This window comes from Maribacter sp. MJ134 (assembly GCF_003970695.1).
Classification (GTDB): Bacteria; Bacteroidota; Bacteroidia; order Flavobacteriales; family Flavobacteriaceae; genus Maribacter.
In genome coordinates this window covers 1,181,487-1,207,249 of record NZ_CP034570.1, presented here as the reverse complement: position 1 = coordinate 1,207,249, position 25,763 = coordinate 1,181,487, and the positions used below count along the sequence as shown (strand labels likewise).

The window sequence follows — 25,763 nt, the reverse complement described above, 5'->3', positions numbered from 1 at the left end:
CCTTATTTTTCTTGTAGTAAACGCATTAGTTCTTCAGCGGCTACCCGACCTTTTTCTTTAAGGAAATCGCGAGGAGTATCATCACCTAGTTCAAAAACTATGGCGGGCATTTTATGGTTTACGTAGAAGTAATTCCGAGAAACCATGGTAGGTTCAACCTTTTTAGAGGCGCTTATATTTGTTTTCTTCTGAGGAAGCCTATGGCTAATACTTTCGATCCAGTCAAAAACAATTTTTCCTTTGTCACCCGTAATAGTGCTATCTATGGGGTAATAAATATCGTCCCAGGTAGAATGGAAATCGGCCCCGAATACAAACTCATAGCCCTCATTGTTTTTTTTGTTTAAAAATTGACGAACACTTCTAGTTTCTGGCTGATTAAAATTTTGCCAATCCCTGTTTAAATCAATACCACCCATATTGTGCCGCCAATGCCCATTGTCTACTCCATCAGGATTCATCAAGGGTACCACAAAAACATCAAACTTTGTCCTAAACTCCTGCGCTTGTTGGCTTGCTCCGGCAATAGTTTCAATGAAGGATTTCATGGCTAAAAACCCGGTTACTTCTGGCGGATGTTGCCTAGAGATAATCATCACGGCCTTTTTCGTGTCCTGATTCGCCTTGATTTGCATTAAGTTCATAGCTCTATTTTCAGTACTCCTTCCAATTTCATAGGACGAGATAAAGGGTTTGGTAGACAGTGAGTCAATCCATTTCTTCACTCTTTCTGAAGTGTATAGTTCTTGAGCAGTTATCCAGATTGGTTCCTTTCCAACGTTTACCTTCAACTCTACAAATTCAGGTGCGGCATTGATCCCAAAATCACCCTCACCTTTATTGATTGCTTTATAAGAGGCGCTGTCCAATACCTTGAAATTTAGTCCGTCCGTACTAATTTTAGGATAGTATCTGCTTCTGGAATCTTGGTACGATAATTTTATGGTTATTTCTCTTGGTTTTGTGGTCCATACCTTAAATGCATACCAGGGACTCACATTAATGGGCGTATTTTCGGCGGTTATCCAAATGGTGTAATGGTCATTGCCATCATCTGCGACACCATTTAGTCTTGCCCCATCAAAATCATTCGTAAAAAAGGTATCGTTGGATAAGGACCAAATACCTTTCCATTGCTTTTGAACAGGTCTGTTTACCGTTGGCACAATAGGACTTGGTTTTTGTCCTTGGTAACCAGTTGGCGCCCTATTAGCGATGGCTTTATCCGTGTTTTTGCAAGATGAAGAAATGAAAAATAGTACTATAACGAGCACAAAGGAAAATCTCATATTCGTGGCTTATTATGTTTTAGTGAAAATATTGTTTAGTCCTTCAAAAGAAAAATTATAGAAGAAATTATGTAATCAGTTTTCTAAGGTAGCATAATTTTTCTCATATTTGAGGTGTTATGAAGCTCTAGAAATTTTATTGATACCAATGCTCATTGCCGCTAGGCATAATTGTAAATCGCCGTCCTAACGCCGGTTTATCGGGCTACACTTCTTTTTCAATAATTCAAATTTCTATTTATGAGGTCATATATACAAACTGTTCAACATTTTTTTAATTATTTCTGGATTGCCATAAGTGGTAAGGAATCCGAATTTACTTCAGGAAGCATTCGTAAAGCTATTTTTATGCTTTCGGTTCCCATGATATTGGAAATGCTCATGGAATCCATTTTTGCACTAGTAGATATTGCCTACGTTTCACAGGTAAGTGTAAATGCCGTCGCCACGATTGGGCTTACAGAATCAGTCGTCACTTTAATATACGCGGTTGCCATAGGTTTGAGTATGGCAGCAACTGCCATAGTTGCTAGGAGAATAGGTGAAAAGGATGTACAAGGAGCTAAGGAAGCCGCTGTACAAGCTGTAGGTTTGGGAGTAGTCATTTCAGTGGTTATTGGTGTTCTTGGTTTTTTATGTGCTAAGGACATCCTTTCATTGATGGGAGCGGAGGCTAGTCTTATTGAGGAGGGATTTGGTTATACCAAATTGCTATTAGGTGGCAATATCACCATTATGTTATTATTTCTTATTAATGCCATATTTAGGGGTGCCGGAGATGCATCGGTTGCCATGTGGACATTAGTGCTGTCTAATGGATTGAATATTATTCTAGACCCCCTATTTATTTTCGGCTGGGGGCCAATTCCCGAATACGGTGTTGTGGGTGCTGCCATTGCGACCAATATTGGACGGGGAACAGCTGTGCTGTTTCAACTATGTGTGCTATTTTTTGGTTGGAGTAGTATTAAATTGGCAGCTAAGGATGTAATTTTGAATCTTAAAGTGATGATTAACCTTGTTCGTATTTCTTTAGGAGGAATAGCCCAATTCTTAATAGGAACATCTAGCTGGGTCTTTTTAATGCGGATGATGTCCGAATTTGGCAGTGAAGTACTTGCCGGTTATACCATTGCAATTAGGGTAATGCTATTTTCCCTTATGCCCTCTTGGGGAATGAGTAATGCTGCGGCCACCTTAGTAGGACAAAACTTAGGAGCAAAAAAACCTGATAGGGCAGAGACGTCTGTTTGGAAAACGGGAAAGTACAATGCCTATTTTATGGGTGCTGTTTCGCTTGTCTATTTATTCTTTGCCAAGGAAATTGTAGGATGGTTCAATGACAACCCAGTCGTGGTTGAAAATGGTGGCCTTTGCCTACAAATTATTGCTGCTGGTTATATTTTCTATGCCTATGGCATGGTCGTAACACAAGCGTTTAATGGTTCTGGTGATACTAGAACGCCTACTAGGATAAATGTTATGGCCTTTTGGTTATTTCAACTACCTTTTGCATATATAGCTGCCTTTTATTTTGAATTAGGGGCTTTAGGAGTTTTTATGGCGATTACCTTGGCCGAAGTTTTGTTGGCCATCATTGCAATTATTCTATTTAAAAGAGGAAGGTGGAAACAATTCCAAGTATAAGGTAATTTTGTACCTTTAAATTGTAAATTTTAAAGAAGGATGAACGTTTCTAAAAAAGGATTGAATACGGTTTGTACCCATGTTGGTGAACTCGAGGACAAACAGCACAAAGGGGCCATTTCTCCCCTATATATGAGTACTTCTTACGCGTTTGATGACGTTGACGTAAAAAGATATCCTAGATATTTTAATACGCCCAACCAAGAAGGATTATGTAAGAAAATTGCCGCTTTAGAGCATGCGGAATCGGCTCTTATTTTCGGAAGTGGCATGGCTGCTGTAAGTACGGCCCTAATGTCTTTTTTGAGAGCTGGGGACCATATAGTATTGCAACAAACCCTATATGGCGGTACGTATAATTTAGTAACAGAGGAGTTTGAAAAATACGGTATAGCATATTCCTTCACCGAGGGGTGGGAAGCAGAAGATTTCAAAGTGAAAATTAAGGATAATACGAAGGTTATCTATATTGAAACGCCTTCAAACCCGCTGTTGACCATTACAGATATAGAAGCTGTTGCCGCCCTAGCAAAAAAGCGTGGAATAGTATCCATGATAGACAACACCTTTGCTAGCCCGGTAAATCAAAATCCATTAGATTTTGGTATCGATATTGTTATTCATAGCGCTACGAAATACATGGGTGGACATTCAGATATTTGCGCTGGTGCTGTTGCGGCCAGTGAAGCGCATATGGAACGTATTTTTCATTTAGCGAAAAATTTTGGAGGAAGTTTAAGTGATTATACGGTTTGGCTATTGGAACGTAGTATCAAGACCATGGGCTTACGTGTTAGAGCTCAAAACGAAAATGCCATGGCCATGGCGACCTATTTAAATGGTCATGAGGATATAGATAGCGTATATTATCCAGGCCTTCCTTCCCACAGGGACCATGAACTGGCTAAAAAACAGATGAAAGGCTTTGGCGGAATGTTGTCCTTTGAACTAAAACCGTATTTGAACGCCTCTTTATTTCAAAAATCGCTAGGTTTGATTAAATCGTCCATGAGCCTGGCAGGCGTGGAGAGTACAGTGTTATCTCCGACCCAGACTTCCCATGCACTTATGAGTCCGGAGGTCAGGGCACAACAAGGAATCAAGGATGGCTTAATTCGTTTCTCGGTAGGTATTGAAGAGGTAGCTGATTTAATAGATGATATCGAAGGCGCTCTAACAATTGCAAAAGAGAAGGCTGTCTTTTCTGAGAAAAACTAACACCTAGTAATGTCCGTTAAAAAATTGGACTAACGCTTTATAGCATATAATGGCATTTAAATGAAATTAGACATATTAGTTTTTGGCGCTCACCCTGATGATGCTGAATTAGGGGCAGGGGGGACCATAGCCAAAGAAGTTTCCAAAGGTAAGAAGATTGGCATCGTTGATTTAACAAGGGGCGAACTTGGAACTCGTGGATCAGCTGAAATTAGAGATAAAGAGGCTGCCGCAGCTGGTGAAATCCTTCAAATTCAAGTCAGGGAAAACCTCAAATTTAGAGATGGATTTTTTGTAAACGACGAAGCCCATCAATTAGAGGTAATTAAAATGGTGCGTAAATATCAACCGGAAATTGTGCTTTGCAATGCTATTGATGACAGGCATATAGACCATGGCAAAGGAAGTAAATTAGTAAGCGACGCCTGTTTTTTAAGCGGCCTTATCAAAATTGAAACCGAAGTAATGGGAGTGGTTCAAGAACCTTGGAGACCAAAACTGGTATATCATTATATACAGTGGAAAAACTTGGTTCCCGATTTCGTAGTTGATATTACTGGCTTTATGGATAAAAAAACGGAAGCCATTCTAGCGTACAGTTCTCAATTTCATGACCCGGATAGTGAGGAACCCGAAACACCGATAAGTAGTAAAACATTTATTGAAAGTGTGCGTTACAGAGCACAGGATATGGGAAGGCTAATTGGAAAGGATTATGCCGAAGGTTTTACCGTGGAAAGGATGATAGCGGTAGATTCTTTGAGTGATATCATCTAAGCGGTTATTTTATATTCTTTTTGCGCTTTGGGAACTGTAAAGTAAAAGCTAGAGCCTCTATTAATTGCACTATCTACCCAAATGATTCCTTTGTTCTTTTCTACCATTTCTTTGCACAAGGACAATCCTAAGCCAGTACCTTTTTCATCGTTGGTTCCGTAAGTGGTATGATTGGAACTTTTATTGAAAATTTTCCCTAAGGTCTCTTCGTTCATTCCAACACCATTATCCCTTACGTAGATTTCCCAATATTTAGATTTTTCAACCGCGCCTATGGTGACCATTCCTTTTTCAGGAGTGAATTTAAGAGCGTTACTGATCAAGTTTCGTATAACGATATCGATTTGATTGGTGTCTACCCAGGTCAAGGTATTGGCTTCAATCCGGTTAATTAGTTTTATAGATTTGTTATTGGCGATTTCCGAAAGAAGCGCAATATTTTCCAATACTATTGTTTCTAGTGACGTTACTGTTGGTTTGGTTACCGAACCGTCCATTTGTGTTTGCCCCCAAGAGAGCAAATTGTTCAGGGTAAAGGCGATATGGTCAATGTCAGATTTGAGCTTGGGCACAAATTCCAAGAATTCTTCTTTAGACATTTCACCTTCTTTAAAAAGCTTCATGAGCCCTTGAAAGGCTCCTATTGGACCTCTAAGGTCATGTCCTATAATAGAGAAAAGTTTATCCTTTGTTTGATTCGCATCCTTTAAATGTTCTTCTTTCTTTTCTAAATCTGTCTTTTTGGAGATAAGTTCCTTGTTCAGTTTCTTTTGTATTTTTTCATTTCTTCTTATCAAAATCGTGATGCCTAAAAAGATGAATAGGATAAAAAGGGCTGCGTAAACATAACTTTTCTGTTTGGCTAGTGCCTTTTCGTTTTCTAAAATTAACTGTTCCTTCTGTTGATCATATTCAATTTTGGTCTTGAGCATGGTTAGCCCTTTCTTATTTTCTTTTCGCGTAAGCGTATCGCTTATTTTTTGAAAAAGCTCATGGTACTCCAAAGCGGTAGCAAAATCACCCTTGTTCTTATATATGTTGTAAAGGGTCTTGGCGCAGTTCTTAGTACCAGCGATGTCTTCTATTTTTCTTGAGAGTTTGTGAGCTCTATGAGCGTAAACCTCGGCTATACTATCTTTATTCATATAAAGACTTGCTTCTGCCATACCATTTAAAAGGGGTATTTCCGATCTATCGTCATTAAGCTCTTTGTGTAAGAGCTCACTTTGCCTATACCAATACATGGCCCAAGTATATTTCTTTTGTTTTAGGTACGTTTTCCCCTTTATCTCATAAGCGTATGCAAGCCAATCCATTATTTTTTCGTCTTCAAATACTCGTATAGCACTATTGGCATTGAACATAGCGTGGTCCAATTCTCCCATGTCAGCATAGGCAGAGGCCATATTGCTCATCGTTTCTGCCATAAAGATGGGATTACCGATTTCTTCATTGAGCGATTTCACCTTTTTGTAGAAAAGCATCGCTTGTTTAAAATCTTTCTGCTCTACATATAGTCCGGCAATATTCTCGTTTATGACGGATAACATATCTTTATTATCCACTAGGTCGGCCATTTCCACAGCCCTTAAGTATTCTTTTAGAGCTAATGCGTAATTTCCCTGATAACTATATTCACCTGCTAAATCATTAATCATTAATAGTTTTAAGTCTGTATCATTTAGCTCGTGAGCTATTTCTATAGCTTTTTTGAAGTATTTGATTGCTTCTTTATGTTTACCTCTATCAGAATAAAAAGTTCCAATTCCTGAGTGAGATTCGGCTACACCCCTTTTATAGTTCGACTTTTTACTTAATTCCAAGGCTTTTTTGGAAAGTAACAGCAAACTATCCAATTGGTAATAGCGCTGTGCATTGCCCAACTCCAAAAGAGCACTAATATAAAGGGTGTCCGTACTTTGAAATCCTTTACTTTTTTGAAGTTTAATAATATTGTGCTTAAGACTATCACGTAGATTAACTTGCGAATTAACGTTAAGGGTTATAGCTACTAAGCCCAAAAGCATTATATAACTTGTCCTTATGTAGGTGACCGTTCGAGTTAACGAAATATTTATGGCTAGCATGATTTCTAAAAATCTATTATAGAGATTAAATTTAGTGCTAGTTAGGTCTGGCGAGGCAATTAATGTTGTGAAACGCCCATTTTTGTGTGTTTTGTCGGCAATTTTATGCATTTCATCGATAAAAAGTATGCCTTTAATAGAATTATAAGCTATTGTAATTATCTGAACCTTAACTAGAATGATTGAATTTAGATGTGACTCAAAAAGTATTGGAGCCGTAATTCTGTTACGTATTTGTGGGAAGGTATATGTGAAATTCACTTCCCTTTCTTAATTCACTTTCTACATGAATTGTACCATTATTTTTTTCTATCATTTCTTTGCACAGCAATAATCCTAAACCGGTACCTCTTTCATTGTTCGTACCAAAAGTCGTATAGTGCTCTGCATTCTTGAATAATTTCTCTTGAACTTCTTTACTCATACCGACCCCGTTGTCCTTAATGGTAATTTTTAGTTGGTTTTTTACCTCAATACCATTAATATCAATAGTGCCGTGCTCTTGCGTAAACTTGATGGCATTGCTTATCAAATTCCTAAAAATGATACAGAAGTGGTTCAAATCTAATAAGACTTTAGTTCCGTTTTCTATGTTGTTGTTAAGTGTAATTTTTTTGGTCTCGATATTTTTTTGAAATAACTGTATTATGGCCATCATTTCATCTCTTACATCAATTGTTTCAGCTTTTAACGTCGCACCCATCATTTGGTTTTGACCCCAATTCAAAAGATTGTCCAACATAAAGTGAATGTGGTCTAAATCGTTTTTAAGTTTTGGCGCAAAACGTAAAAAATACTCCTCTCCAGAGTCGCTCTCCAGACTTAGACCTACAAGTTCTTTAAGGGACACAATAGGTCCTCGAAGATCATGCCCGACTATGGAAAATAACTTTTCTTGATTTTTATTGATTCGATTAAGGCTTCTTTGACTTTCGTAGAGTGTTTGCGCTTGATCAGCAAGTTTTTTATTTAAATGTTTTGCCATTCTATTAGACCTGTATATGAACAAGGCCGCCAAAACGGCTATAAAAAATGCAATTAGTGCCCATGCAACATATCTTTTTTGTCTCGCTATAGTGTTGTCCGCCAAAGCTTTAATATTTTCTTTTTCTTTTTTGTAGTTAAGTCTGGCCTCATCCATTAAAAGAATATTCTTGTTTTTTTCAAAAGAGATTGAATCTCCTATTTTACGGGCATATTCTAAATGAACAAGTGATTCCTTCCAACTATTATTACTCTTACTGAGCTTATATAAAATTTCTGATGAACCTAGTAGCCCTTCTAGATACCTATGGTCTTCTGCCAAAACCTTCGCTTTTTTGGCATACTGTTTGGCTAAATCTGGTTGCTTTAATAGAAAATAGGTATTTGCTAATCCTATTTTCATATCTATAGTACCTTTCTTATCCTCAATCTGTTTATGTTCGTTTTCAGCCTTCTTGAAGAATTCAAGTGCTTTTTTTAGGTCGTTTTTTTCGAAAAATACTTTACCCAAGGTCACATAGGTAAATGCTTGCCATTGAGGTATTTGGGATTTCTTGAAAATATCTAGGGCTTTACTTAAGTGGTCTATCGCTTTTTGATATTCTTTTAAATGTAAATAGGAATACCCAATATTTGCATGTACCATACCTTCATTTACTCTTATGTCATAGATTTCTTGATATTTTAAACAATCATTGAAGTAACGCAGCGAATTCTCAAAATCCTTCAGTAATGAGAACATAACGCCTACATTTAGTTTCATTACAATTGTATTTTTGTAGTCCTTATGTTCATATGCATAGTCTATTGCTTCTAAAGAAGTCTTGTATGCCATAGGATAATTACTATTTCGTATGTAGATATAGCATATAGAGTTGTACGTTTCCGTTACGAGTTTATGTTCTTTATTTACTTTTGTATCGACTAAGTTTTTTAGGTGTATCTCTTTCGCTCTTTCATAATCGCCCTTTAGCATATAACCATTACCTATTTCTTTGTTGGAGGCTAGAACGCCGTATTTATAGCCAATGGGATCACTTAATTTTTTGGAAGTCTCTGCATAGACTAACACACTATCCAAATTAATATAACGAAAATTGGTACTTAAATTCAGCAAATGTCGAATGTACACAGTGTCTCTTTCAAAATTAGGATTTGTAGCTTCATAGTTGAAAATGATAGTTCTAAGGCTATCTATTTTAGAGTTTTGGGAAAAACTCTTTAAAAAACTGAGATGAAAGAAAACTAATACAAAAATGCGAAGCTTATACAATAGCTGATTTGTTTTATTTAATATTCCAAAACTAAGAAGTTGATTTGTTGCGTTTTAAAAATAATCAAATAACCAATCAAGTAGAAATAAATTTATAACGTTAAAATGTGTAGTGTAAATCAATCATGCTGATTGCTGACGCTTTGCAATGGGCAGTGCAACGTAAATAATAGTTCCTGAATTCACCTTACTTTCCGGGCAAATAGAACCATTATTTCTCTTCAACATTTCTTTACATAGTTTAATCCCAAGCCCTGTTCCTCTTTCGTTATTGGTACCGAACGTTGAATAATGCTCTGAACTATTGAACACCTTGTTCAAAACCTCTTGGGACATGCCAATACCATTGTCCCTAATGCTGATAACGACGTTACCCTCTTTTTTTACCGCGCTTATGATTACGGTTCCATTTTCGTTAGAGAATTTAGTAGCATTACAGATTAAGTTTCTAAATACGATATTAAAATGATTTCTATCGCAGCTTACTTCTAAATTCTCTGAAAGGTCTTGTTTTAGAGTTATACTTTTTTGGTCTAATGTTTTTTGACAAAATTGGTGTATGGTTTTGAATTCTTCTATAAGGTTTATGGCTTCTTTGCGAATAGTAGCCCCTTTCATTTGCGACTGGCCCCAACTCAGAAGATTGTCCAATGTAAAATGTATGTGGTCTAAATCTTTTCTTAATTTAGGGGCAAACCTGGTGAAATATTCCTTACCTGATTTATTCTCCAAGGTAAAATCAACAAGCTCTCTTAAGGAGACGATAGGACCTCTTAAATCGTGACCAACGATTGAGAAAAGCTTATCTTGATTATTGTTAATTTGATTTAATATTGTCTGACTTTCAGAGAGAATTTTTGTTTTTTCTTCGAGTTGTTTGTTCAGTAGTTTTTCCCTTCTATTAGATTTATAGACAATTAAAGCTATGATGATTGTTGTTAAGAGCGCAGCGGTTATCCACTGAAAATGTTTTTGTTGTGTTAAGTTGTTTCTTAAGTTTTTCAAGTTGAGTTTTTCCTTTTCTTTTGCGAAATCCATCTTAGCTCTAAGTAGCGCTAAATTTTGTACTTTACCGTTCTCATTTAGTAAACTTCTTATTTTTTCACTTTTTTGATGATATGCGTAGGCATTTTTTGTTTGTCCCTCTATTTTTTCTAGAATGTCATACGATTTAGCCTGTGTAAGCGAATCTTTGAAACTCAAGGCCGCTTCCAACGTAATTAATGCATATTTTTTAGCTTCACTCTGATTATTCAAATTGTTAAGGATGGTAGATCTTGTTAAATCAATTTCCATTTGATCTCGTGGATTGTAAATTATGGATAGCGCACTATCGGATTTTTTAATCCATTTTAAAGCCTTTTCGTAATTTTGTTTTTTAATATAATACCTGCATTTTGTTCTATAAACCCTTGATAGCCAAAGCGGCTCATTTTGCTGTTCAAGGATAGCGATACTTTCTTCACTATAACTCTTGCCAAGATTTAAATCTCCTTTTTCTATAGCGTTCAGTGCAATGTTAGATAATGTTGTTGCCCTCTGATACGAATTTCCTTTTGCTAATGTCCAAAGACTATCAGCTATTAAATATTCTACAAGTGCTTCATCATATAATTTATAAGAACTGTAGCAATACCCCAAATTATGCCTTAGTTTGGATTCCAATTCAAACAACTTATTATCGCTGGCTATCTCAATACCTTCATAGGAGGCCTTAACGGTGTTTTCGAGGTTTTGACTTACGAATTCGTGTGTGGCGATACTCTTTAAGATCTCTACTCTTAATATAGGATTACGGGATGCAGCAGCTAACTTTTTCGATCGCGTATACAATTCATTGGCTTTCTCTTCTTTGCCCGTATCGGAATAGTAGTCCGCTTTTCGCAATAAAGAGAAAGCTTTGCCATCAGTATAATTTGTTTTATCGGATAATTTTAAGGCTTCGTCCGCTAATAATAAAATACTGTCCGCGTTTCTGTATCTATACTTTACAGCTAGTTCCGTCAACAAATCAACGTAAATATTACTTTTTATCCCTTGTTCTCCTTCATTTCTAATCGTTTGGATTTGTTGAATTAAACTATCCTTTGATGAATCTTGAGCGTTGAGTAGAAGACCTAAGAGGAAGAAAAGAATGCAAGAGAATGAAATCTTAGATTTGAATATTATTTTTATAATCAATTTAAAGTCCTTGGCTGTTAAATTACCAACTATGGCAATGCGATATGATGTCTAATGTAGATAATAAATTTGAGAATTATGTTTTAAATAAAGCTTCTTTTATTTTGAAATATACTTTAAAAAAATCTACCTTTGCCACCGCTATTATATGGTGGTTGTAGCTCAGCTGGTTAGAGCATCGGTTTGTGGTACCGAGGGTCGCCGGTTCGAACCCGGTCTTCCACCCTAAGAGCGTTAAAACAAGAAACCCGAACTAATGTTCGGGTTTTTTATTGTCGTGTAAATTACCAATATATAATCTCAAAATCTTGTTTAAAGTTGTAGCGGTATAGAATTATTTTCCGGCTTTATCAACTACTACGCGATTTTCTCTGTTCGCTACTTCCCAAGCAGTGTGGAAAATAAGCCTTGACCTATTCTGTAATAAATCATAGTTTATTTTATCGGGTGTATCACTTGGCTTGTGATAATCCGCATGCGTACCATTAAAATAGAATATAATAGGAATGTTATTCTTCGCAAAGTTGTAATGATCGCTTCTATAGTAGAAACGGTTAGGGTCGTTCTCATCGTTATAGGTATAATCTAATTCTATATTTGCATATTTTGAATTTATCTCCTCGGAGAGTTCATGCAGTTCGGTACTTAGCTTGTCCGACCCTATAAGATAAATGTAGTTTCTATCACCTTCTCTCGCGGGGTCTATTCTTCCTATCATGTCAATGTTTAAATTTGCTACCGTTTGATCTAAAGGAAATATGGGAGCTACATCCGTGTAGTATTGAGAGCCTAAAAGTCCTTTTTCTTCTCCTGTTACATGCAAGAATACTATAGATCGTTTTGGTCCGTTACCGGCGTCCTTGGCTTTTTTGAAAGCTTCAGCAATTTCTAAAAGGGCTACAGTTCCAGAGCCATCATCATCAGCACCATTGTTAATTTCCCCACTGGCCGTAACGCCGATATGATCAAGATGAGAAGAAACGATTACGTATTCGTTCGGTTTTTCCGACCCTTCTAGTATGGCAACGACATTTTCCGAATTTACTTCATCATTGGAGCTTTCAAAATTTAAGGAAACCTTTGCTTCTAATAGGGAAGGAGTATGGTTTTCGGCTATTTCGGGAAATATAGCCTTTGCCATAGTTTCATCAATAAAAATACTTGAGAAATCTCCTGACGCATTATCCTTTAGGCTCATGCGCCCGCTGTCATTGGTCCTCATATAATCGAACCTTCTCTTAAAACGACTGAAATTGCTATCGTCATAGTACAACACCCCTCTGGCACCTTTATCCTTTGCGAGCTCAATTCTCTTACCTAATGATTCGGACATGTTACTCCACATTGACCGTTCTTCTGTTCCTGATAATTTATAGGTTCCATCAGTGTTTTTTGGTTCACCGGATTTAACGAGAACAATTTTACCCATTAGGTCCATTCCCTTGTAATCAGAATACGTGTCTTCTTCAACACCATAACCCACGTAGACTATCTCATCATCAGAAAAATCCGCAGCATTGAACGTCAGGACATGTTCTCCCTGTAAATAATCGGTATTGTTAAGGATTAGTTTACCTACAGGAAGTTTACTTACTTCTAGCGGTACTTTTTGAAAATAATCACCATCCTTTTTCGCTGGTGGAATACCCAATTTCTCATAGGCCGTTTTCAAATAAGCAATTGCCTTTTTTTGTCCCGGTTCACCGGTTTCTCGGCCTTCAAATTCATCGGAGGCATAAATGTAAAGATGATCTTTTAATTCCCCTTCTGTAATAGTTTCAGCATATACAACAGGGTCAACAGCTTTAACGGTAACTTGCTGTTCAGAAGGAGTTACCGTTTTCTGAGCGCTGTTACAAGAGGCAAGGATACCCGCAATAATTAATAGCGATTTTTTCATTTTATTAGTCATCAAAAGTTTATCAAAAATAGCAAAAAAGAAGTCTACAGCACATGTCCGATAATAGTTAATTTAAGTGATGATCACGATTTATAACACTCCAACGCTTGGGTCTAACAGAATTTAGGTTTTTAGACTAATACCGCCCATGCTTGCCCTGAGATCATCTGCTTTTTCAGGTGCGTTATTGGTCTTAAAAATTTCGTTTATTAATATCATATGCGTATGTTTTGACTTTCATAGTGATTAATTCTTACAAACAGATATATGAAAGACTTAGCGGATATACATGAATTGGTGTCGGAATTGTTCAATTGGCCTACTACTAAGGAAGAATGGGAACAGTACAGACTTACTAAGGAGCAAGTACAGCATTTTCATGATTTTGGCTATGTGTCGGGTATTAAACTTTTAGATACTGATTGCGTAGAACAATTGTGTAAGGAGTTAGCAGAAATTATAGACCCCAACTATACTGGACATTCGTTGTTCTATGAATTTCATAGTAATGAATCTGCCGATTCTGATAATATATTATTCCATTCTTTAGGACATTGGAGAATTACTCAAGGATTCCACGATGTCTTGTGGAATCCTGCATTTGTAATGGCAGCACATCAACTTTTAGAGAATAAATCTGTACGGTTTTGGCATGACCAGCTTTTCTATAAACCTTCCAAACATGGCGGGGTCGTTGCGTGGCATCAGGATTATTCCTATTGGACAAGAACCGTTGCCATGCAGCATTTAACTTGTTGGACCGGACTGGATGATGCAACGACCGAAAACGGTTGCTTACACTATATTCCCAAGAGCCATAAATGGGGGCTTTTAGAGGCACCGGTGCTAGCGGGTGACATGAATGGAATAATGAACTATCTGACCGAACAACAAAAAGAAGAGTTTAAACCTGTACCCATTGAGCTACAAAAGGGGTACGCTACTTTTCATCATCCGCTACTAGTTCAGGGTTCCTTTGAAAATAAGTCGGACAGGCCTAGAAGAGCATTTGTGCTCAATGTCTTTGCTGATGGTACGGTAAGTAATACGGATGAAGAATTGTTGAAAGGGGTACCACCTATTAAAAAAGGGGAGAAGATGCAGGGTAAGTTTTTTCCGTTACTGTACCAATAAAAATTCAGTATTACGTTTCTACCGATAATTTGGCTTTGGCCCTTTTCTGTCTCAAATCAATCTTTTTCCTAATGTGCTCGGGATAGGTGTTTGCATCTGCCTCAGCTTCTAACACAATTAACTGTTGGTCTGGAAGAGGTTCTTTAAGCTCATCTGGCGTGCATCCTAAAATTACCGCTGCGGTTGCCACACCAGAATGGCTGGCGCCTGCAACGCCATGTGAGAGTATACTGGCACCGCAGAGATACAGGTTTTCTATTTCGCTCTTGGCCTTGAAGGCGAACGGTCCAATATGTTTTAAACTTTTTTCAGTGCCATACACATTACCTTTGGTTGTATTAATGTAATATTCATTAGTAATCGGTGTGCCTAAATCTTTAGAAACAATATGATCTCTGATTCCGGGAACTACTTTTTCTAGTCCATTTATCATTTTATCGGTTAGTTTGGCCTTGAACTCAAGGTAGGCGGAAGATCTTTCATCTGTCTCGTTTTTAAATTTTTCAAAGGCTTGGTAATTGATAAAGGTAATTGCTTCAATACTATGATGCTTGCCATCAAAACTTGTGGGATCTTTTAATGTAGTGCAACTTACAAACATTCCTTCAAACGCTTCTCCCTGTAAAATATCCTTTTGCATAGCGCCATCGTAATAATCATCGGCATCTTTGTCCGGCATCATCCAGATATTACCAGAATCTAGTCCAGATTTTTTAAGGTCCATTTCTACGGTTAAAAATAACATCAAAGAGGTGCAGGAATATATAGTTTTATCTAACTTTTTAAGGAGCTTAGCGCTAAGATTCTCCCGGCCTACCAACTGATTATACGTTATTCCTACATCGGCATTGGAAATTATATTATTAGCAAATAGTGTGGTGCCATTTTCGAGTTCCACGCCAATGGCTTTTTTTTCTACAGAATTATCCAGGACTATTTTACTTACGGCTGTACTTGTTTTAATGACGCCGTCGTGTTTTTTGATGGCATTGGTCATTGCTTTAATAAGAGCACCGCCACCGCCCATGGGATAATATCCTCCTTTAAAATAATGGAACATCAGTGCTGCATGCAAGATGAAAGCTGCTTTTCTAGGCTGCACTCCATGATCACCGCACTGTATGTTTAGAATATTCTTAAGTAATGGATCCTTGATATGCCAATTGATAACCCTGCGGAGACTAAAAAGGCCATACTTTCCAAAATGACGCGTACGGTATGGTAGTGTTAGTTTCTGCCAGAACCCCTTAATGTACGGGAGTGAATAAAGTTCTTCACTTGCTAAGCGGATCAACTTTAAGTATTTCTTTATTCCCTTCTCCTCTTTGGGGAATGCTTTTATTAAACGCTCCTCCAATTCTTTAGGATTATCCGGAAAATCAAAACGATAATCCCCGATATGTACATGTTCATAGGCCTTCGGATTCATCCTAAAGAATACGAGGTCGTTGGCTATTCCCAAGCCCTTGTATAAATCACTTGTAGCTTCTCCCTCGCCTAAAAGACCTATATAATGTACACCCGGTGTAAATCTATGACCATGAAGATAAAAACTATGGCACCAACCTCCGGGAACGTCATGCTGTTCTAGGACCAATACTTTTTTACCGGCTCTAGATAAGCAAATGGCCGCTGCCAGACCTCCGGCACCAGAACCAATTATGATAGTATCCCAATTTGCGTTGGTCTCTTTCAATGAATATTTATTTAAGGGCGGATGCTATAGCAGCTTCTACCATAGGTTCCATTACTTTGTATCCTGCAACGGTTGGGTGAACTTCATCATCTGCATATTTTTTTGGTAATCCGTTACGTTCGTCCGCCATTGCAGAAAAATAATCGAGATAAACATGACCATTCGTCTCTGCATATGCTTTAATCATTGCATTCAATACTGGAATTTTTTCATTGGGCTTTAATCCAGGTCTCCAAGGATAGTCGTAAGCGGGTAGGGTGGAAGATAGTATAACCTTAATATTGTTTGCAGCGGCAAGCTCCGCCATTCCTTTAATATTGTCCAATATCATTGGAAGAGTGGACGGACCTGTATTACCAGCAATATCATTTGTGCCGGCTAAAATTACGACTACCTTTGGCTGAAGGTCTATGACATCTTGCCGAAACCTAATGAGCATCTGTGGTGTCGTCTGACCACTAATACCACGGTTAATATAGGGTTTATCCTTAAAAAAAGAAGGCCTAGCATTCAACCAGCCTATGGTTATGGAATTCCCCATAAATACCACCCTGTCCTCATTTTCTTTTGGCCCCTCTATACGATTATTGGCCTTTTTGAAGTGGCCTAAATCCGCCCAATCTTGTGCTACGGTTTCTTGGAAACCTGTTAGAAAACTAAAAATACCCATAAGTATTAGCGTATAATTTTTCATAATGTCGTTTGTTTTAATAGTACTCGATAAGCGAGATTTATAATACTCCAGACGCATGCGTCGAAAAAAATATTGGCTTTCCTTCCTACGCCCCATAAGCATGTCCATGGTCATTTACTCCAATTCTCTTCTTTGCTCCATAGTTAATGGAATTTCCATTAAGATTTTTTGCTTACTCGGTTTTTGAACGAATAAATAAACCAAAAGGCATACGGTGATAACCAAAGGCAGTGCGTTTCCGGAGTTATAGTATGCGAATAGGGCAAGAAATGCCGGAGCTTCTATCAAAGCGTACTTTAGGTGCGATGCAGATTGATATTTTTTTAGTTTCTCCTCTAAAGAGTCCGTATCAGTAATTCTCATCAGTAATTTTTTAAATAGGAACTGACTTCCGAAATAACCTATCAGCGCTGCAATTGGCACTATATACAGAAGCACATTTTTTGTGTCCGTTTCTGTATTGAAATCCATATTTTGAGTATAAGCAAGCACGGTAAATATAGATAGCCCTATAACAAGTGCCAAATGCATAAAGCTAAGCGTTTTTAAAAATGTTTTTATTTCCATATGGCGTATTAAATACCTAAGATAATATTTTTTAAATCTTGATTTCTGTTTACCGCTCTAATAAAAAGAGTGGTGTTATTCCAATAACCTTGTTGTTTGATATTAATATCTTTGCAATGTTATGAAAAAAGTTTTTGTACTTCTTATACTCCTTTGTTTTATTTGGAAGACCAATGCCCAGGTAGAAAGTGATAAGGCACTTCATTTTTTAGGAGGCAATCTATATGGTCTAGTTGGCGCTGGTGTGGCCAGTCAAATTTCAAAGGGAAACAGGACCTGGACCTTTGTAGGCTCAGTGGGCGGGAGTATTTTGATAGGGCTGGCAAAAGAGAGTATAGACAAGGCCCAATATGATGGTTGGGACAATGACGACTTGTTGGCCACAGTTTTAGGAGGAGCAAGCGTAGGAGTAACCATCGATATTTTTAAGCAACGCAAAAAAAGGCGTCGTGCACAGCAATTTAGGGATGCCATAGGAGCCAATGGTCTCTTAATTCCAGAATTATCTAAAGAGGGGAAACAGGCCTATCCTTCCCTTTACGTACTTGCTATATCCCCAAAAGTACTTCAAGGAAACTAGTATTTGGCACTTTTTCCGTTTGCCAATGTTTTTGAGATAAATGCCCTGATGTCATCATTGGCATTTTTCAAATCTTCCCTTCTAAGGTACATCATGTGCCCAGAACGGTATCCTTTGAAGCTAAAACGGTCTTTCATTCTTCCACTAGGGTCTACCTGCCACATGGTGTACTTTGCATTGAAATATGTAGTGGCACCGTCGTAATATCCGGACTGCACCATCACGTTTAAATATGGGTTTTGTGCCATAGCTAGTCTTAAATCATCCCTAGTATTATCATTTTCATTGTTCCAAGGATGCACAGGGCCGAACATATTATATTTAATATCCGTTTTAAACTTTAGTTCTTCTTGCAAATAATAATTAATAGCCGGCGTAAAGCTATGAAGCCAAGAAGTTAATTCCGAATTATAGTCGGGCCTAGTACCCATAAGGTTTTTGTCTATTCCCAAATAACGGGAATCTAGTCGCCCTACCGTATAACCACCTTTTTCTTTTAAAAGGTTTTTCCAGAAGAAAGATGTGGGTACTGACAGGTTTTGGTCTAAAATATCTTTTTCATTTAAACCGGAATAATAGGCCATTTTTTTCGCAGCTGCTTGGCGCTCACTATCAGAGATAAAACCACCTTTTGCAATTGCAGGGATAAGAGAATTAATGGTATACGCTTCGGACTCGGGTAAAACTTCTAATAAATCTTTAGCCTGTAATTCCGGTGGTAAGGCCTTATGGTGCCAAGCGGCAGCCGTAAAATAGGGTAGTTTTAATGCGTCGGATACGGGTCCGCCAACCCTAATAACCTTATAATCTGCTGGAGAAACCATAATTACTCCGTTGAGATACATCCATTGCTGCTCTTGTAGTGTCAAAGAAAGTCCCATTACCCTAGTGCCTCCATAACTTTCTCCAATGATATACTTTGGGGAACGCCATCTATTGTTGCGAGTCACGAACGTATTTAACCATTCCGCTAAATATTTTATATCCGCATTGATGCCAAAAAACTTTTCGCGATCTACTTCTTTACCAGTTTCGGGAATTGTCCTGGAATACCCCGTATTGGCAGGATTTACATACACAATATCGGTCACGTCTAGAACAGAAAAAGGATTTTCCTTTACACCATAGGGCTGTACAGGATAACCTTCATCATCAATTTTCAGCACTCTTGGTCCGGTATAGGCCAAGTGCATCCACACAGAGCCGGAACCCGGGCCGCCATTAAATGAAATTAATAACGGTCTTGAAGCGCGATTCTTGACATTATTCCTAGTATAATACGTGTAGTGTAGTGCAGCAGTTGGCTTACCCATTTCGTCCCAAACTGGTTGTGTTCCTGTTTTTGCAGTATAACTTATAGGAGTGCCGTTAATCGTTACACTGTGTTGCGTAGTTATTGCTGTATCTATGGGGATAGTTCTTTCCTGTGAAAAGCTAAAAGCCGAAATGGTAAGAACAAGTAAGGAAGAAAGTAATTTTTTCATTTTTTGATTGAATTAGTCCCTCTAAAAATATACATTTTTAATGAAAAGAATTCTATTCTTCTAATCAATTTAATAACAGCTCGTTTCTTAGTATATTTAAGAATAATATAGGATACAACTTATGGACAAACTTTCGAGACGTGATTTTTCCATTACCTTAGGTAGGGGACTCACAAGTGCTGCTCTACTTGGTGGTACCGCGCTGGCCTGTGCAAATACAAATACTCAGAACAAAACCAAATTAGGGGTCGCTTTAGTAGGCTTGGGTAGTTATAGTACCGGGCAACTTGCACCCTCATTACAGGTTACTGATCATTGTTATTTAGCGGGAATAGTCACAGGGACTAAAGAGAAAGAGACTATTTGGAAGCAGAAATACGATATAAGGGATACCAATATCTATAATTATGAAAATTTTGACACCATTGCCGATAATCCTGATATAGACATTGTTTATGTGGTACTACCCAATAGCATGCATGCAGATTTCTGTATTAGGGCAGCAAAGGCAGGTAAACACGTGATATGCGAAAAACCCATGGCAGTTAGCGTTGCCGAATGCGATGCAATTATTGCGGCATGTAAGGAAGCCAATGTTAAATTAAGCGTTGGTTATCGCATGCAATCCGACCCGTATACCAATGAAGTGAAGAAGTATGTGAAAGAAAAAACCTTTGGCGAAGTTACTTTTGTATCTTCTGATGCGGCTTATATTTCAAGAGGAAATCCGGAGCAATGGCGCTTAAATCGTTCCTTGTCAGGAGGAGGTGCTTTAGTGAATATGGGCGTATACTCCATACAGACTTCTATTTATGGTGCCGGACAAAACCCCATATCCGTGAGCGCTCAGGAATTTAGTACAAGACCGGATTATTTTAAGGATACGGACGAGACCATAACAGCGCAATTTGAGTTTGCTAATGGTGCCGTTGCGCATATGATGACTTCTCATAATGCCAATGGTAATCGCTTAAAAGTTCATGGAGATAGGGGTTGGTTTGAACTTGAACCAGCACATAGTTATGGACCTATAAGCGGAAGAACATCCAAGGGAAATGAAATTAAGTTTCCACATAAAAGACAACAGGCTTTACAAATGGATGATTTTTCCAAACATATTCTAAAAGATACAGTAAATGTAGCCCCAGGCGAAATGGGTAAACGGGACATGATTATAGTAGAGGCCATTTATAAATCCATTGCCGAAGGCGGGAAAAAGCAACCCTTGAATCTTGGTAGAATGGGTATTGTTAGTTGAAAAGGTTTCTAAGGTCCCTAGAAAATGGGGTTTGGGGAGCGCTTAACATTAAGTTTATTTGGGCTTTATGATCACCTTACGATTACTTTACATGCTAACGGTTTCTTAAAACTAAAAAAATATAATGCTAATTTTCAGTATACCTTAACCTAAGGTCGTCGTGATAATTTTGAGGAAAATTTATAACCTTAAAACTATTACTAAAATGAAAAAATCAAAAAAATTATTGATCAGGGCAATGTTCTGGTCATTCATTGGTATTTCTTTATGGAGTTGTAACCCGGAAGATGGTATTGATGGTATTGACGGCGTTGATGGTGTTGATGGAATCGACGGTGAGGACGGAAAAGATGGTGAGGACCTCACTATTATGCCTGGAATGTTCGAAAACAAATCTGCCTTAGAGCCTCTGGTAGCCATTCAACCGCAATTCAATTTTGTTAAGGCGTACTCCTTAATTAGCACCAGAGATACATTGTCCAATGGATTCCAATTAGTAGGAGCCCAGGATGGTGCCGGGTTTTTAAGAGACCCAAATAGTGATGGGTATTTATATGTTGTAAATGCCGAAGATGACTATGGTGTTGCTCGTATTAAACTAGATGCAAATTTAAATCCATTGGAAGGAGATTGGTTACTAAATTCTGGAGTAGCTGATTTTGCGAGACAGTGTTCAGCAACCATGTGGGAGGCAGAAATTCACGGTGGTGCTACAGATTTGTTTCTTTCCGCTTCAGAAAGTTTTAATTATGACGTAAAAGGAATAGATCCATATATAGTTACACCAACGCCGACCGCTGATTTTGGTTTGGACGCCCTAGGAGAATTTGCTTGGGAAAATGCGGTGCCGCTACCCAAAGACGCTTATGCCGGTAAGACGGTTATAATAGGCGGGGACGATGATTCTAGTGGTTCTGAAGGTCAAGTAACATTATACTATTCGGAAAATGGAGATGCAGACTTAGATGGAGGAAAAATATATGTACTTAGGTTAAAGCAGGTTTCCGATGGTGCAGGCGGCCTTAAAGATGTTCAGGCGAATACCATTTATAACGAATCTAATTTGGATTTTCAGGTCACATATGACGTGGAGTTTGTGGAAATTGTAGACGGTGCAGCGTTAACCAAATCTGAAATGGAAGATGCTTGTGTTGGTGTTTTTGCTTCTGCTTTTATGAGGGTTGAAGATGTAGATTATCAGAAAGGGTCTGATGCATTGGGTAGAAATATATTCTTTGCGGTAACGGGTAGAGGCCCAGGAAGAGGAACCTACAACGACTGGGGTACGGCCTACAAATTAGAATTGGACGAAGATTCCCCATTAACCGGGAAATTAACCCAGATAATTAGCGGGAATACCGACACCAATAACGCAGATGGTAATCTTGCTGAATTACAAAGCCCTGACAATATTACGGTCACTGAAAATTTTATCTATCTACAAGAAGACCCTAATTCTTTTGATAGAGGTCATGCGGCATACATTTATCAAACGGATTTAAACGGAAATAATTCCAGAGTAGTATTGGAGATGATAGTTAGGCAAGATTTAGACCCGACCGGGAGTACTGGTTTTAGCGGAGAGTTTGGGGCACTCGTAGACATATCCGATAAGGTGGGAGAACCAGGAACCTTCCTTTTAAACTTACAACCGCACTATTGGGAGAGTGATGATTTTAAAGGCTTGGATGGTCATGATATGGAAACCAATGCAGAAGCTATTGCAGCAGGTGCAAGAGAGGATGACCAAGGGGGCCAAATTGTTATTCTTAAAGGTTTGCCCCGTTAATTTTAGATTACGTATTTAAAAGAGGGTCTCCATTGTAAAATGGAGGCTCTTTTAATTTAACTTTTCAATCATAACTAATGAAACTCAACTATAACCTCATTTTTATCTTGATTCTTTTTTTAGGTAGTTCATGTCAAAAGAAAAAAGGAATACCACGCCCAAAATGGGAAAAAGTACAAAACCTTTACTTACAGGCGGCGACTAATTGTGCTCTTTATATGGATACATTATCCACATTAAATCCTTCTAATAGCGAAGCAAAGCGAATTTTTATTTTAGCAAGACAGGAATTTAAAAAGGCAGAACCATATGCCTCATATCTAAATCCAGAAGTAGGGCATAGAGCCAATGGACCTGCACTTCCAGTATACAAGGAGGATACGGGTAAAATTATGAAGCCCTTTGGTCTTCAAAAGATTGAAGAAAGCATCTATGATGGGGCTCTTTCAAAAGAGCAGTTTAAGGTAGAAGTTCGTATGACAAAAGGGCTATTGAAAAATTTAATACAAACAATTGCTAATAGGCCTTTGACTTCCCAGCGATTTTTTATAGCTGTGCATCAGCAGTTATTAAGGATTGTTAGTCACAGTATATCGGGTTTTGATACGCCAGTTAGTCATTTGGGTATTTCGGAAACCTCTATTTCCTTAGAAAATCTGAAAAAATGCTATGAACTAACATTGGCTCAAATAATAAAGGACAAATCAGAAAGTTTAGATTCGTCTTTCATAGGAAATATCAACAAAGCTATTAACTATATTAAAAGAAATGAAGATTTTGATTCTTTTGACAGATTTGTCTTCATAAGGGATTATTTTAACCCTATTACTAGGGACTGGACAGCGATTAGGAATAAAAGCGGTGAATGGGAGAATGTAGATAATAAACCTTTCAATTTTGAAGCGACCACTTTTTTTGAAAACAACTCCTTTAATAAAACTTATTTTACACCGCCTATAGAAAGACACCCGACACCTGAAAAAATAGTATTGGGGAAGAGACTTTTTATGGATAAGAAACTGGCTGCTAATGGTAAAATGGCCTGTGCAACCTGTCATAACCCAGAAAAAGCTTATGCAGATGGGCTAACAGTAAATTTGGATAACGCTCAAAAACCGTTAGAACGTAATACCCCAACATTAATAAATTCTATTTATCAGAAAAATTTCTTTTGGGACGGACGCTCGCCAACTTTAAACGATCAAATTTCTGCTGTATTTACTAATAAAAAGGAATTTAACGCTACGGTACATCAGTTTTCTGATAAGATATTACAAGATACCCTTTATGAAAAAATGTTTAAAAATGTTTTTGGAGATGTGCACTTAAAGAACACTCATGTTATTAATGCGATCTCTGCCTATGTGGGGACCTTAAATGGTTTTAACTCTAAATTTGATAAGAATATAAGGGGAGAAGAAAACACCTTTACTAGTGAAGAAAAACTAGGAATGAATCTTTTTATGGGGAAAGCTTTATGTGCAACATGCCATTTTATGCCCTTGACCAACGGAACGGTACCTCCATTCTACACCGAAACGGAAAAAGAGGTCATAGGTGTGCCTAAAACCAATAGCAACAGAGAACTGGATGACGATTTGGGTTTCTTTTGGAGATTCGAGGAAGAGTTGCACCGTGGAATGTTCAAGACACCTACGGTACGTAATGTCGAAGTAACAGCGCCCTATATGCATAATGGTGTATATGCAACCTTGGAGGAAGTCATGGATTTTTATAATAAGGGTGGAGGAGCAGGAATGGGTTTTGAACTAGAAAGACAAACGCTTCCTTTTGATGAGTTAAACTTAACCAAGAAAGAACAAATGGCTTTGGTAGCTTTCGTAAAAACACTTACAGACGTAAATGTGGACAAGTATTAAAACTTTTCAAAAACCCCTAATCCAAATAGGGCAAAATCATATTTTACAGGATCAAGCGGGTCTAACTTCCTCAAATTTGCATCAAGCTCTGCCAAAGCTTTAGCATCGTTCTGTTTTCGCTTTAATAATTTTAATTTTCGGGCCACGTTCCCGGAATGAACATCGAGCGGACATGAAAGTTTTGAAGCGGGTATGTGCTTCCATAATCCGAAATCGACATCGGTGTTGGCATCTCTCACCATCCATCGGAGAAACATATTAATGCGTTTTGCAGCGGAACCTTTTAGAGGATCGGAAACGTGTTTTGTTGTACGAGTCTGATGCGGAAGCTCAAAAAATATTTCTTTAAATTTAGATATCGTAGGCTGGAGCGAATCCTTCTCTTGATATTTTGTAAAGATGCCTTCCAGACCGTCATGATTTTTGTAAATATGTTGCAGACTATTTACAAAAAAAGCTAAATCTAGTCCGTTAAAGGTACGATGAACGAAATCCTGCAAGTGGTGTAAGTCATCCTCGGTATGGTGCATGACGAACTCAAACGGACTTTCATCCATAAGGCGCATTAATTTTCGGCTGTTGTTGATAATACTTTTGCGGTTGCCCCAAGCTATGGTGGCGGTTAGAAACGCACTGATTTCAACATCTTCCTTGCGGTGAAATCCGTGGGGTATTTGTATGGGGTCCGATTCTAGGAACTTTGGATTATTATAGGCCATTACTTTTTCGTCCAAAAATTCCTTCAATGCTGCTTTGGTCATTCCAAGGGTATATTTAAAACCTTTAACAAAAGTATAGGACCAACCAATAAAAGGTTATAAAGCGCATGAAGACCAATAGCCCAAAGAAGTCCAAAACGGACTCTAATAAAACCTAAAGCACTGCCTACGAATAATTGGGGGGAGACGAGTAGGGGAGACATGAGAATTATGGTAGTGGTTATTTCAAAATTAGTAATATGGTAAAAACCAAATATGAGGGTTAGGGCATAATAGATGATCGGAAAATAAGATTTACGTTTAAAGAAAATCATAGGTCCCCTGAATAGAAGTTCCTCCAAGACAGGAGCCAGCACTACTGCTCCCAAAAAGAGATACACAGGTGGATAATTTTCAACAAGGTCATCTATGGCGTGTTTGCCTAGATCTAATTGAAACAGTCCTTGGAAGGCAGCAATCGTTAACCCAAGCACTATACTCGCCATAATGGAAAGCGCGGTCAAAACTACTAGCGTACGAAATCGATAACTGAAATCTTGATTGGCGTCTTCGGTATAATTTGGATTCTTAATATAACTCCAAAGCTCTTGTAGCATAGATATCACA

The 25,763-nt window shown here is 37.9% G+C and carries 19 protein-coding genes and 1 tRNA gene; 9 read left to right on the top strand and 11 right to left on the bottom strand.

The window, feature by feature from the left end; translation table 11 throughout:
- Positions 1 to 2: 2 nt before the first annotated feature.
- On the bottom strand, positions 3 to 1,289 hold the full coding sequence (locus EJ994_RS05335) for a M14 family metallopeptidase (protein WP_126591548.1): 1,287 nt from the start codon (positions 1,287 to 1,289) through the stop codon (positions 3 to 5).
- A gap of 240 nt (positions 1,290 to 1,529) precedes the next feature.
- Here EJ994_RS05335 and EJ994_RS05330 point away from each other — a divergent pair, with 240 nt between their 5' ends.
- Genes EJ994_RS05330 through bshB1 form a run of 3 tightly spaced genes read left to right on the top strand, consistent with a single transcriptional unit; the run spans position 1,530 to position 4,931 of the window.
- The gene (locus EJ994_RS05330; RefSeq protein ID WP_126591547.1) at positions 1,530 to 2,936 is read left to right on the top strand and encodes an MATE family efflux transporter; all 1,407 of its coding nucleotides are present in this window, start codon (positions 1,530 to 1,532) and stop codon (positions 2,934 to 2,936) included.
- A 39-nt stretch (positions 2,937 to 2,975) separates the two neighbouring features.
- The gene (locus EJ994_RS05325) at positions 2,976 to 4,154 is read left to right on the top strand and encodes a trans-sulfuration enzyme family protein (protein ID WP_126591546.1); all 1,179 of its coding nucleotides are present in this window, start codon (positions 2,976 to 2,978) and stop codon (positions 4,152 to 4,154) included.
- A 60-nt stretch (positions 4,155 to 4,214) separates the two neighbouring features.
- On the top strand, positions 4,215 to 4,931 hold the full coding sequence (gene bshB1 / locus EJ994_RS05320) for a bacillithiol biosynthesis deacetylase BshB1 (RefSeq protein WP_126591545.1): 717 nt from the start codon (positions 4,215 to 4,217) through the stop codon (positions 4,929 to 4,931).
- Here bshB1 and EJ994_RS05315 read toward each other — a convergent pair.
- The 3 genes from EJ994_RS05315 to EJ994_RS05305 all read right to left on the bottom strand — a co-directional run bounded on the left by EJ994_RS05315 (position 4,928) and on the right by EJ994_RS05305 (position 11,456).
- Positions 4,928 to 7,129 (bottom strand): tetratricopeptide repeat protein, encoded by a 2,202-nt coding sequence (locus EJ994_RS05315; RefSeq protein ID WP_241240858.1) that lies wholly within the window; start codon positions 7,127 to 7,129, stop codon positions 4,928 to 4,930. The genes bshB1 and EJ994_RS05315 overlap by 4 nt on opposite strands.
- Before the next feature lie 115 nt (positions 7,130 to 7,244).
- Positions 7,245 to 9,119 carry a tetratricopeptide repeat-containing sensor histidine kinase gene (locus EJ994_RS05310; protein ID WP_126591544.1) on the bottom strand — a complete coding sequence of 625 codons (1,875 nt, stop codon included), beginning with the start codon at positions 9,117 to 9,119 and terminating at the stop codon, positions 7,245 to 7,247.
- Positions 9,120 to 9,398: 279 nt separating this feature from the next.
- A complete protein-coding gene (locus EJ994_RS05305) occupies positions 9,399 to 11,456 on the bottom strand; it encodes a sensor histidine kinase (protein WP_126591543.1) in 2,058 nt (685 codons plus the stop codon).
- A 150-nt stretch (positions 11,457 to 11,606) separates the two neighbouring features.
- Between EJ994_RS05305 and EJ994_RS05300 the strand changes: the two genes are divergently transcribed.
- Positions 11,607 to 11,682: transfer RNA gene (locus EJ994_RS05300), tRNA-His, on the top strand.
- A 108-nt stretch (positions 11,683 to 11,790) separates the two neighbouring features.
- On the opposite strand, the gene EJ994_RS05295 is transcribed toward EJ994_RS05300, so the two are convergent.
- Entirely contained in the window at positions 11,791 to 13,356 is a 1,566-nt protein-coding gene (locus EJ994_RS05295) for a M28 family peptidase (RefSeq protein WP_126591542.1), read from the bottom strand.
- A 267-nt stretch (positions 13,357 to 13,623) separates the two neighbouring features.
- Here EJ994_RS05295 and EJ994_RS05290 point away from each other — a divergent pair, with 267 nt between their 5' ends.
- On the top strand, positions 13,624 to 14,490 hold the full coding sequence (locus EJ994_RS05290) for a phytanoyl-CoA dioxygenase family protein (protein ID WP_126591541.1): 867 nt from the start codon (positions 13,624 to 13,626) through the stop codon (positions 14,488 to 14,490).
- Positions 14,491 to 14,500: 10 nt separating this feature from the next.
- Here the strand turns inward: EJ994_RS05290 and EJ994_RS05285 are convergent, their stop codons facing one another.
- The 3 genes from EJ994_RS05285 to EJ994_RS05275 form a co-directional block, all read right to left on the bottom strand.
- Positions 14,501 to 16,186: a phytoene desaturase family protein gene (locus EJ994_RS05285; RefSeq protein WP_126591540.1), complete on the bottom strand. Its 1,686-nt coding sequence runs from the start codon at positions 16,184 to 16,186 to the stop codon at positions 14,501 to 14,503.
- Between the two features lie 7 nt (positions 16,187 to 16,193).
- On the bottom strand, positions 16,194 to 16,880 hold the full coding sequence (locus EJ994_RS05280) for an SGNH/GDSL hydrolase family protein (RefSeq protein ID WP_126591539.1): 687 nt from the start codon (positions 16,878 to 16,880) through the stop codon (positions 16,194 to 16,196).
- 114 nt (positions 16,881 to 16,994) lie between these two features.
- Entirely contained in the window at positions 16,995 to 17,447 is a 453-nt protein-coding gene (locus EJ994_RS05275; RefSeq protein WP_126591538.1) for a hypothetical protein, read from the bottom strand.
- Between the two features lie 121 nt (positions 17,448 to 17,568).
- On the opposite strand from EJ994_RS05275, the gene EJ994_RS05270 reads away from it, so the two are divergent.
- On the top strand, positions 17,569 to 18,027 hold the full coding sequence (locus EJ994_RS05270; protein WP_206507179.1) for a hypothetical protein: 459 nt from the start codon (positions 17,569 to 17,571) through the stop codon (positions 18,025 to 18,027).
- Here EJ994_RS05270 and EJ994_RS05265 read toward each other — a convergent pair.
- Positions 18,024 to 19,511: a S10 family peptidase gene (locus tag EJ994_RS05265; RefSeq protein WP_126591537.1), complete on the bottom strand. Its 1,488-nt coding sequence runs from the start codon at positions 19,509 to 19,511 to the stop codon at positions 18,024 to 18,026. The two genes, EJ994_RS05270 and EJ994_RS05265, sit on opposite strands and share 4 nt — an antisense overlap.
- A gap of 121 nt (positions 19,512 to 19,632) precedes the next feature.
- Here EJ994_RS05265 and EJ994_RS05260 point away from each other — a divergent pair, with 121 nt between their 5' ends.
- From EJ994_RS05260 to EJ994_RS05245, 3 genes are all read left to right on the top strand, one after another.
- Positions 19,633 to 20,769 (top strand): Gfo/Idh/MocA family protein, encoded by a 1,137-nt coding sequence (locus EJ994_RS05260; protein WP_126591536.1) that lies wholly within the window; start codon positions 19,633 to 19,635, stop codon positions 20,767 to 20,769.
- Positions 20,770 to 20,974: 205 nt separating this feature from the next.
- Complete coding sequence (locus EJ994_RS05250; protein WP_206507177.1) at positions 20,975 to 22,558, top strand: hypothetical protein; 1,584 nt, start codon at positions 20,975 to 20,977, stop codon at positions 22,556 to 22,558.
- 77 nt (positions 22,559 to 22,635) lie between these two features.
- Positions 22,636 to 24,438, top strand: a complete 1,803-nt coding sequence (locus tag EJ994_RS05245; protein WP_126591535.1) for a cytochrome-c peroxidase — start codon at positions 22,636 to 22,638, stop codon at positions 24,436 to 24,438.
- Here the strand turns inward: EJ994_RS05245 and EJ994_RS05240 are convergent.
- Both EJ994_RS05240 and EJ994_RS05235 read right to left on the bottom strand, forming a co-directional pair.
- Entirely contained in the window at positions 24,435 to 25,199 is a 765-nt protein-coding gene (locus EJ994_RS05240; RefSeq protein ID WP_126591534.1) for a TIGR02757 family protein, read from the bottom strand. The genes EJ994_RS05245 and EJ994_RS05240 overlap by 4 nt on opposite strands.
- On the bottom strand, positions 25,196 to 25,753 hold the full coding sequence (locus EJ994_RS05235; protein ID WP_126591533.1) for a CPBP family intramembrane glutamic endopeptidase: 558 nt from the start codon (positions 25,751 to 25,753) through the stop codon (positions 25,196 to 25,198). Before EJ994_RS05235 ends, EJ994_RS05240 begins: the two co-directional genes overlap by 4 nt.
- Between the last annotated feature and the right edge of the window lie 10 nt (positions 25,754 to 25,763).

Excerpts from the sequence above, each read along its gene's own strand:
- EJ994_RS05335 (WP_126591548.1), bottom strand. The coding sequence starts at position 1,289 with ATGAGATTTTCCTTTGTGCTCGTTATAGTACTATTTTTCATTTCTTCA.
- EJ994_RS05330 (WP_126591547.1), top strand. The coding sequence starts at position 1,530 with ATGAGGTCATATATACAAACTGTTCAACATTTTTTTAATTATTTCTGG.
- EJ994_RS05325 (WP_126591546.1), top strand. The coding sequence starts at position 2,976 with ATGAACGTTTCTAAAAAAGGATTGAATACGGTTTGTACCCATGTTGGT.
- bshB1 (WP_126591545.1), top strand. The coding sequence starts at position 4,215 with ATGAAATTAGACATATTAGTTTTTGGCGCTCACCCTGATGATGCTGAA.
- EJ994_RS05315 (WP_241240858.1), bottom strand. The coding sequence starts at position 7,129 with ATGCATAAAATTGCCGACAAAACACACAAAAATGGGCGTTTCACAACA.
- EJ994_RS05295 (WP_126591542.1), bottom strand. The coding sequence starts at position 13,356 with ATGAAAAAATCGCTATTAATTATTGCGGGTATCCTTGCCTCTTGTAAC.
- EJ994_RS05290 (WP_126591541.1), top strand. The coding sequence starts at position 13,624 with ATGAAAGACTTAGCGGATATACATGAATTGGTGTCGGAATTGTTCAAT.
- EJ994_RS05280 (WP_126591539.1), bottom strand. The coding sequence starts at position 16,880 with ATGAAAAATTATACGCTAATACTTATGGGTATTTTTAGTTTTCTAACA.
- EJ994_RS05275 (WP_126591538.1), bottom strand. The coding sequence starts at position 17,447 with ATGGAAATAAAAACATTTTTAAAAACGCTTAGCTTTATGCATTTGGCA.
- EJ994_RS05270 (WP_206507179.1), top strand. The coding sequence starts at position 17,569 with ATGAAAAAAGTTTTTGTACTTCTTATACTCCTTTGTTTTATTTGGAAG.
- EJ994_RS05265 (WP_126591537.1), bottom strand. The coding sequence starts at position 19,511 with ATGAAAAAATTACTTTCTTCCTTACTTGTTCTTACCATTTCGGCTTTT.
- EJ994_RS05260 (WP_126591536.1), top strand. The coding sequence starts at position 19,633 with ATGGACAAACTTTCGAGACGTGATTTTTCCATTACCTTAGGTAGGGGA.
- EJ994_RS05250 (WP_206507177.1), top strand. The coding sequence starts at position 20,975 with ATGAAAAAATCAAAAAAATTATTGATCAGGGCAATGTTCTGGTCATTC.
- EJ994_RS05245 (WP_126591535.1), top strand. The coding sequence starts at position 22,636 with ATGAAACTCAACTATAACCTCATTTTTATCTTGATTCTTTTTTTAGGT.
- EJ994_RS05240 (WP_126591534.1), bottom strand. The coding sequence starts at position 25,199 with ATGACCAAAGCAGCATTGAAGGAATTTTTGGACGAAAAAGTAATGGCC.
- EJ994_RS05235 (WP_126591533.1), bottom strand. The coding sequence starts at position 25,753 with ATGCTACAAGAGCTTTGGAGTTATATTAAGAATCCAAATTATACCGAA.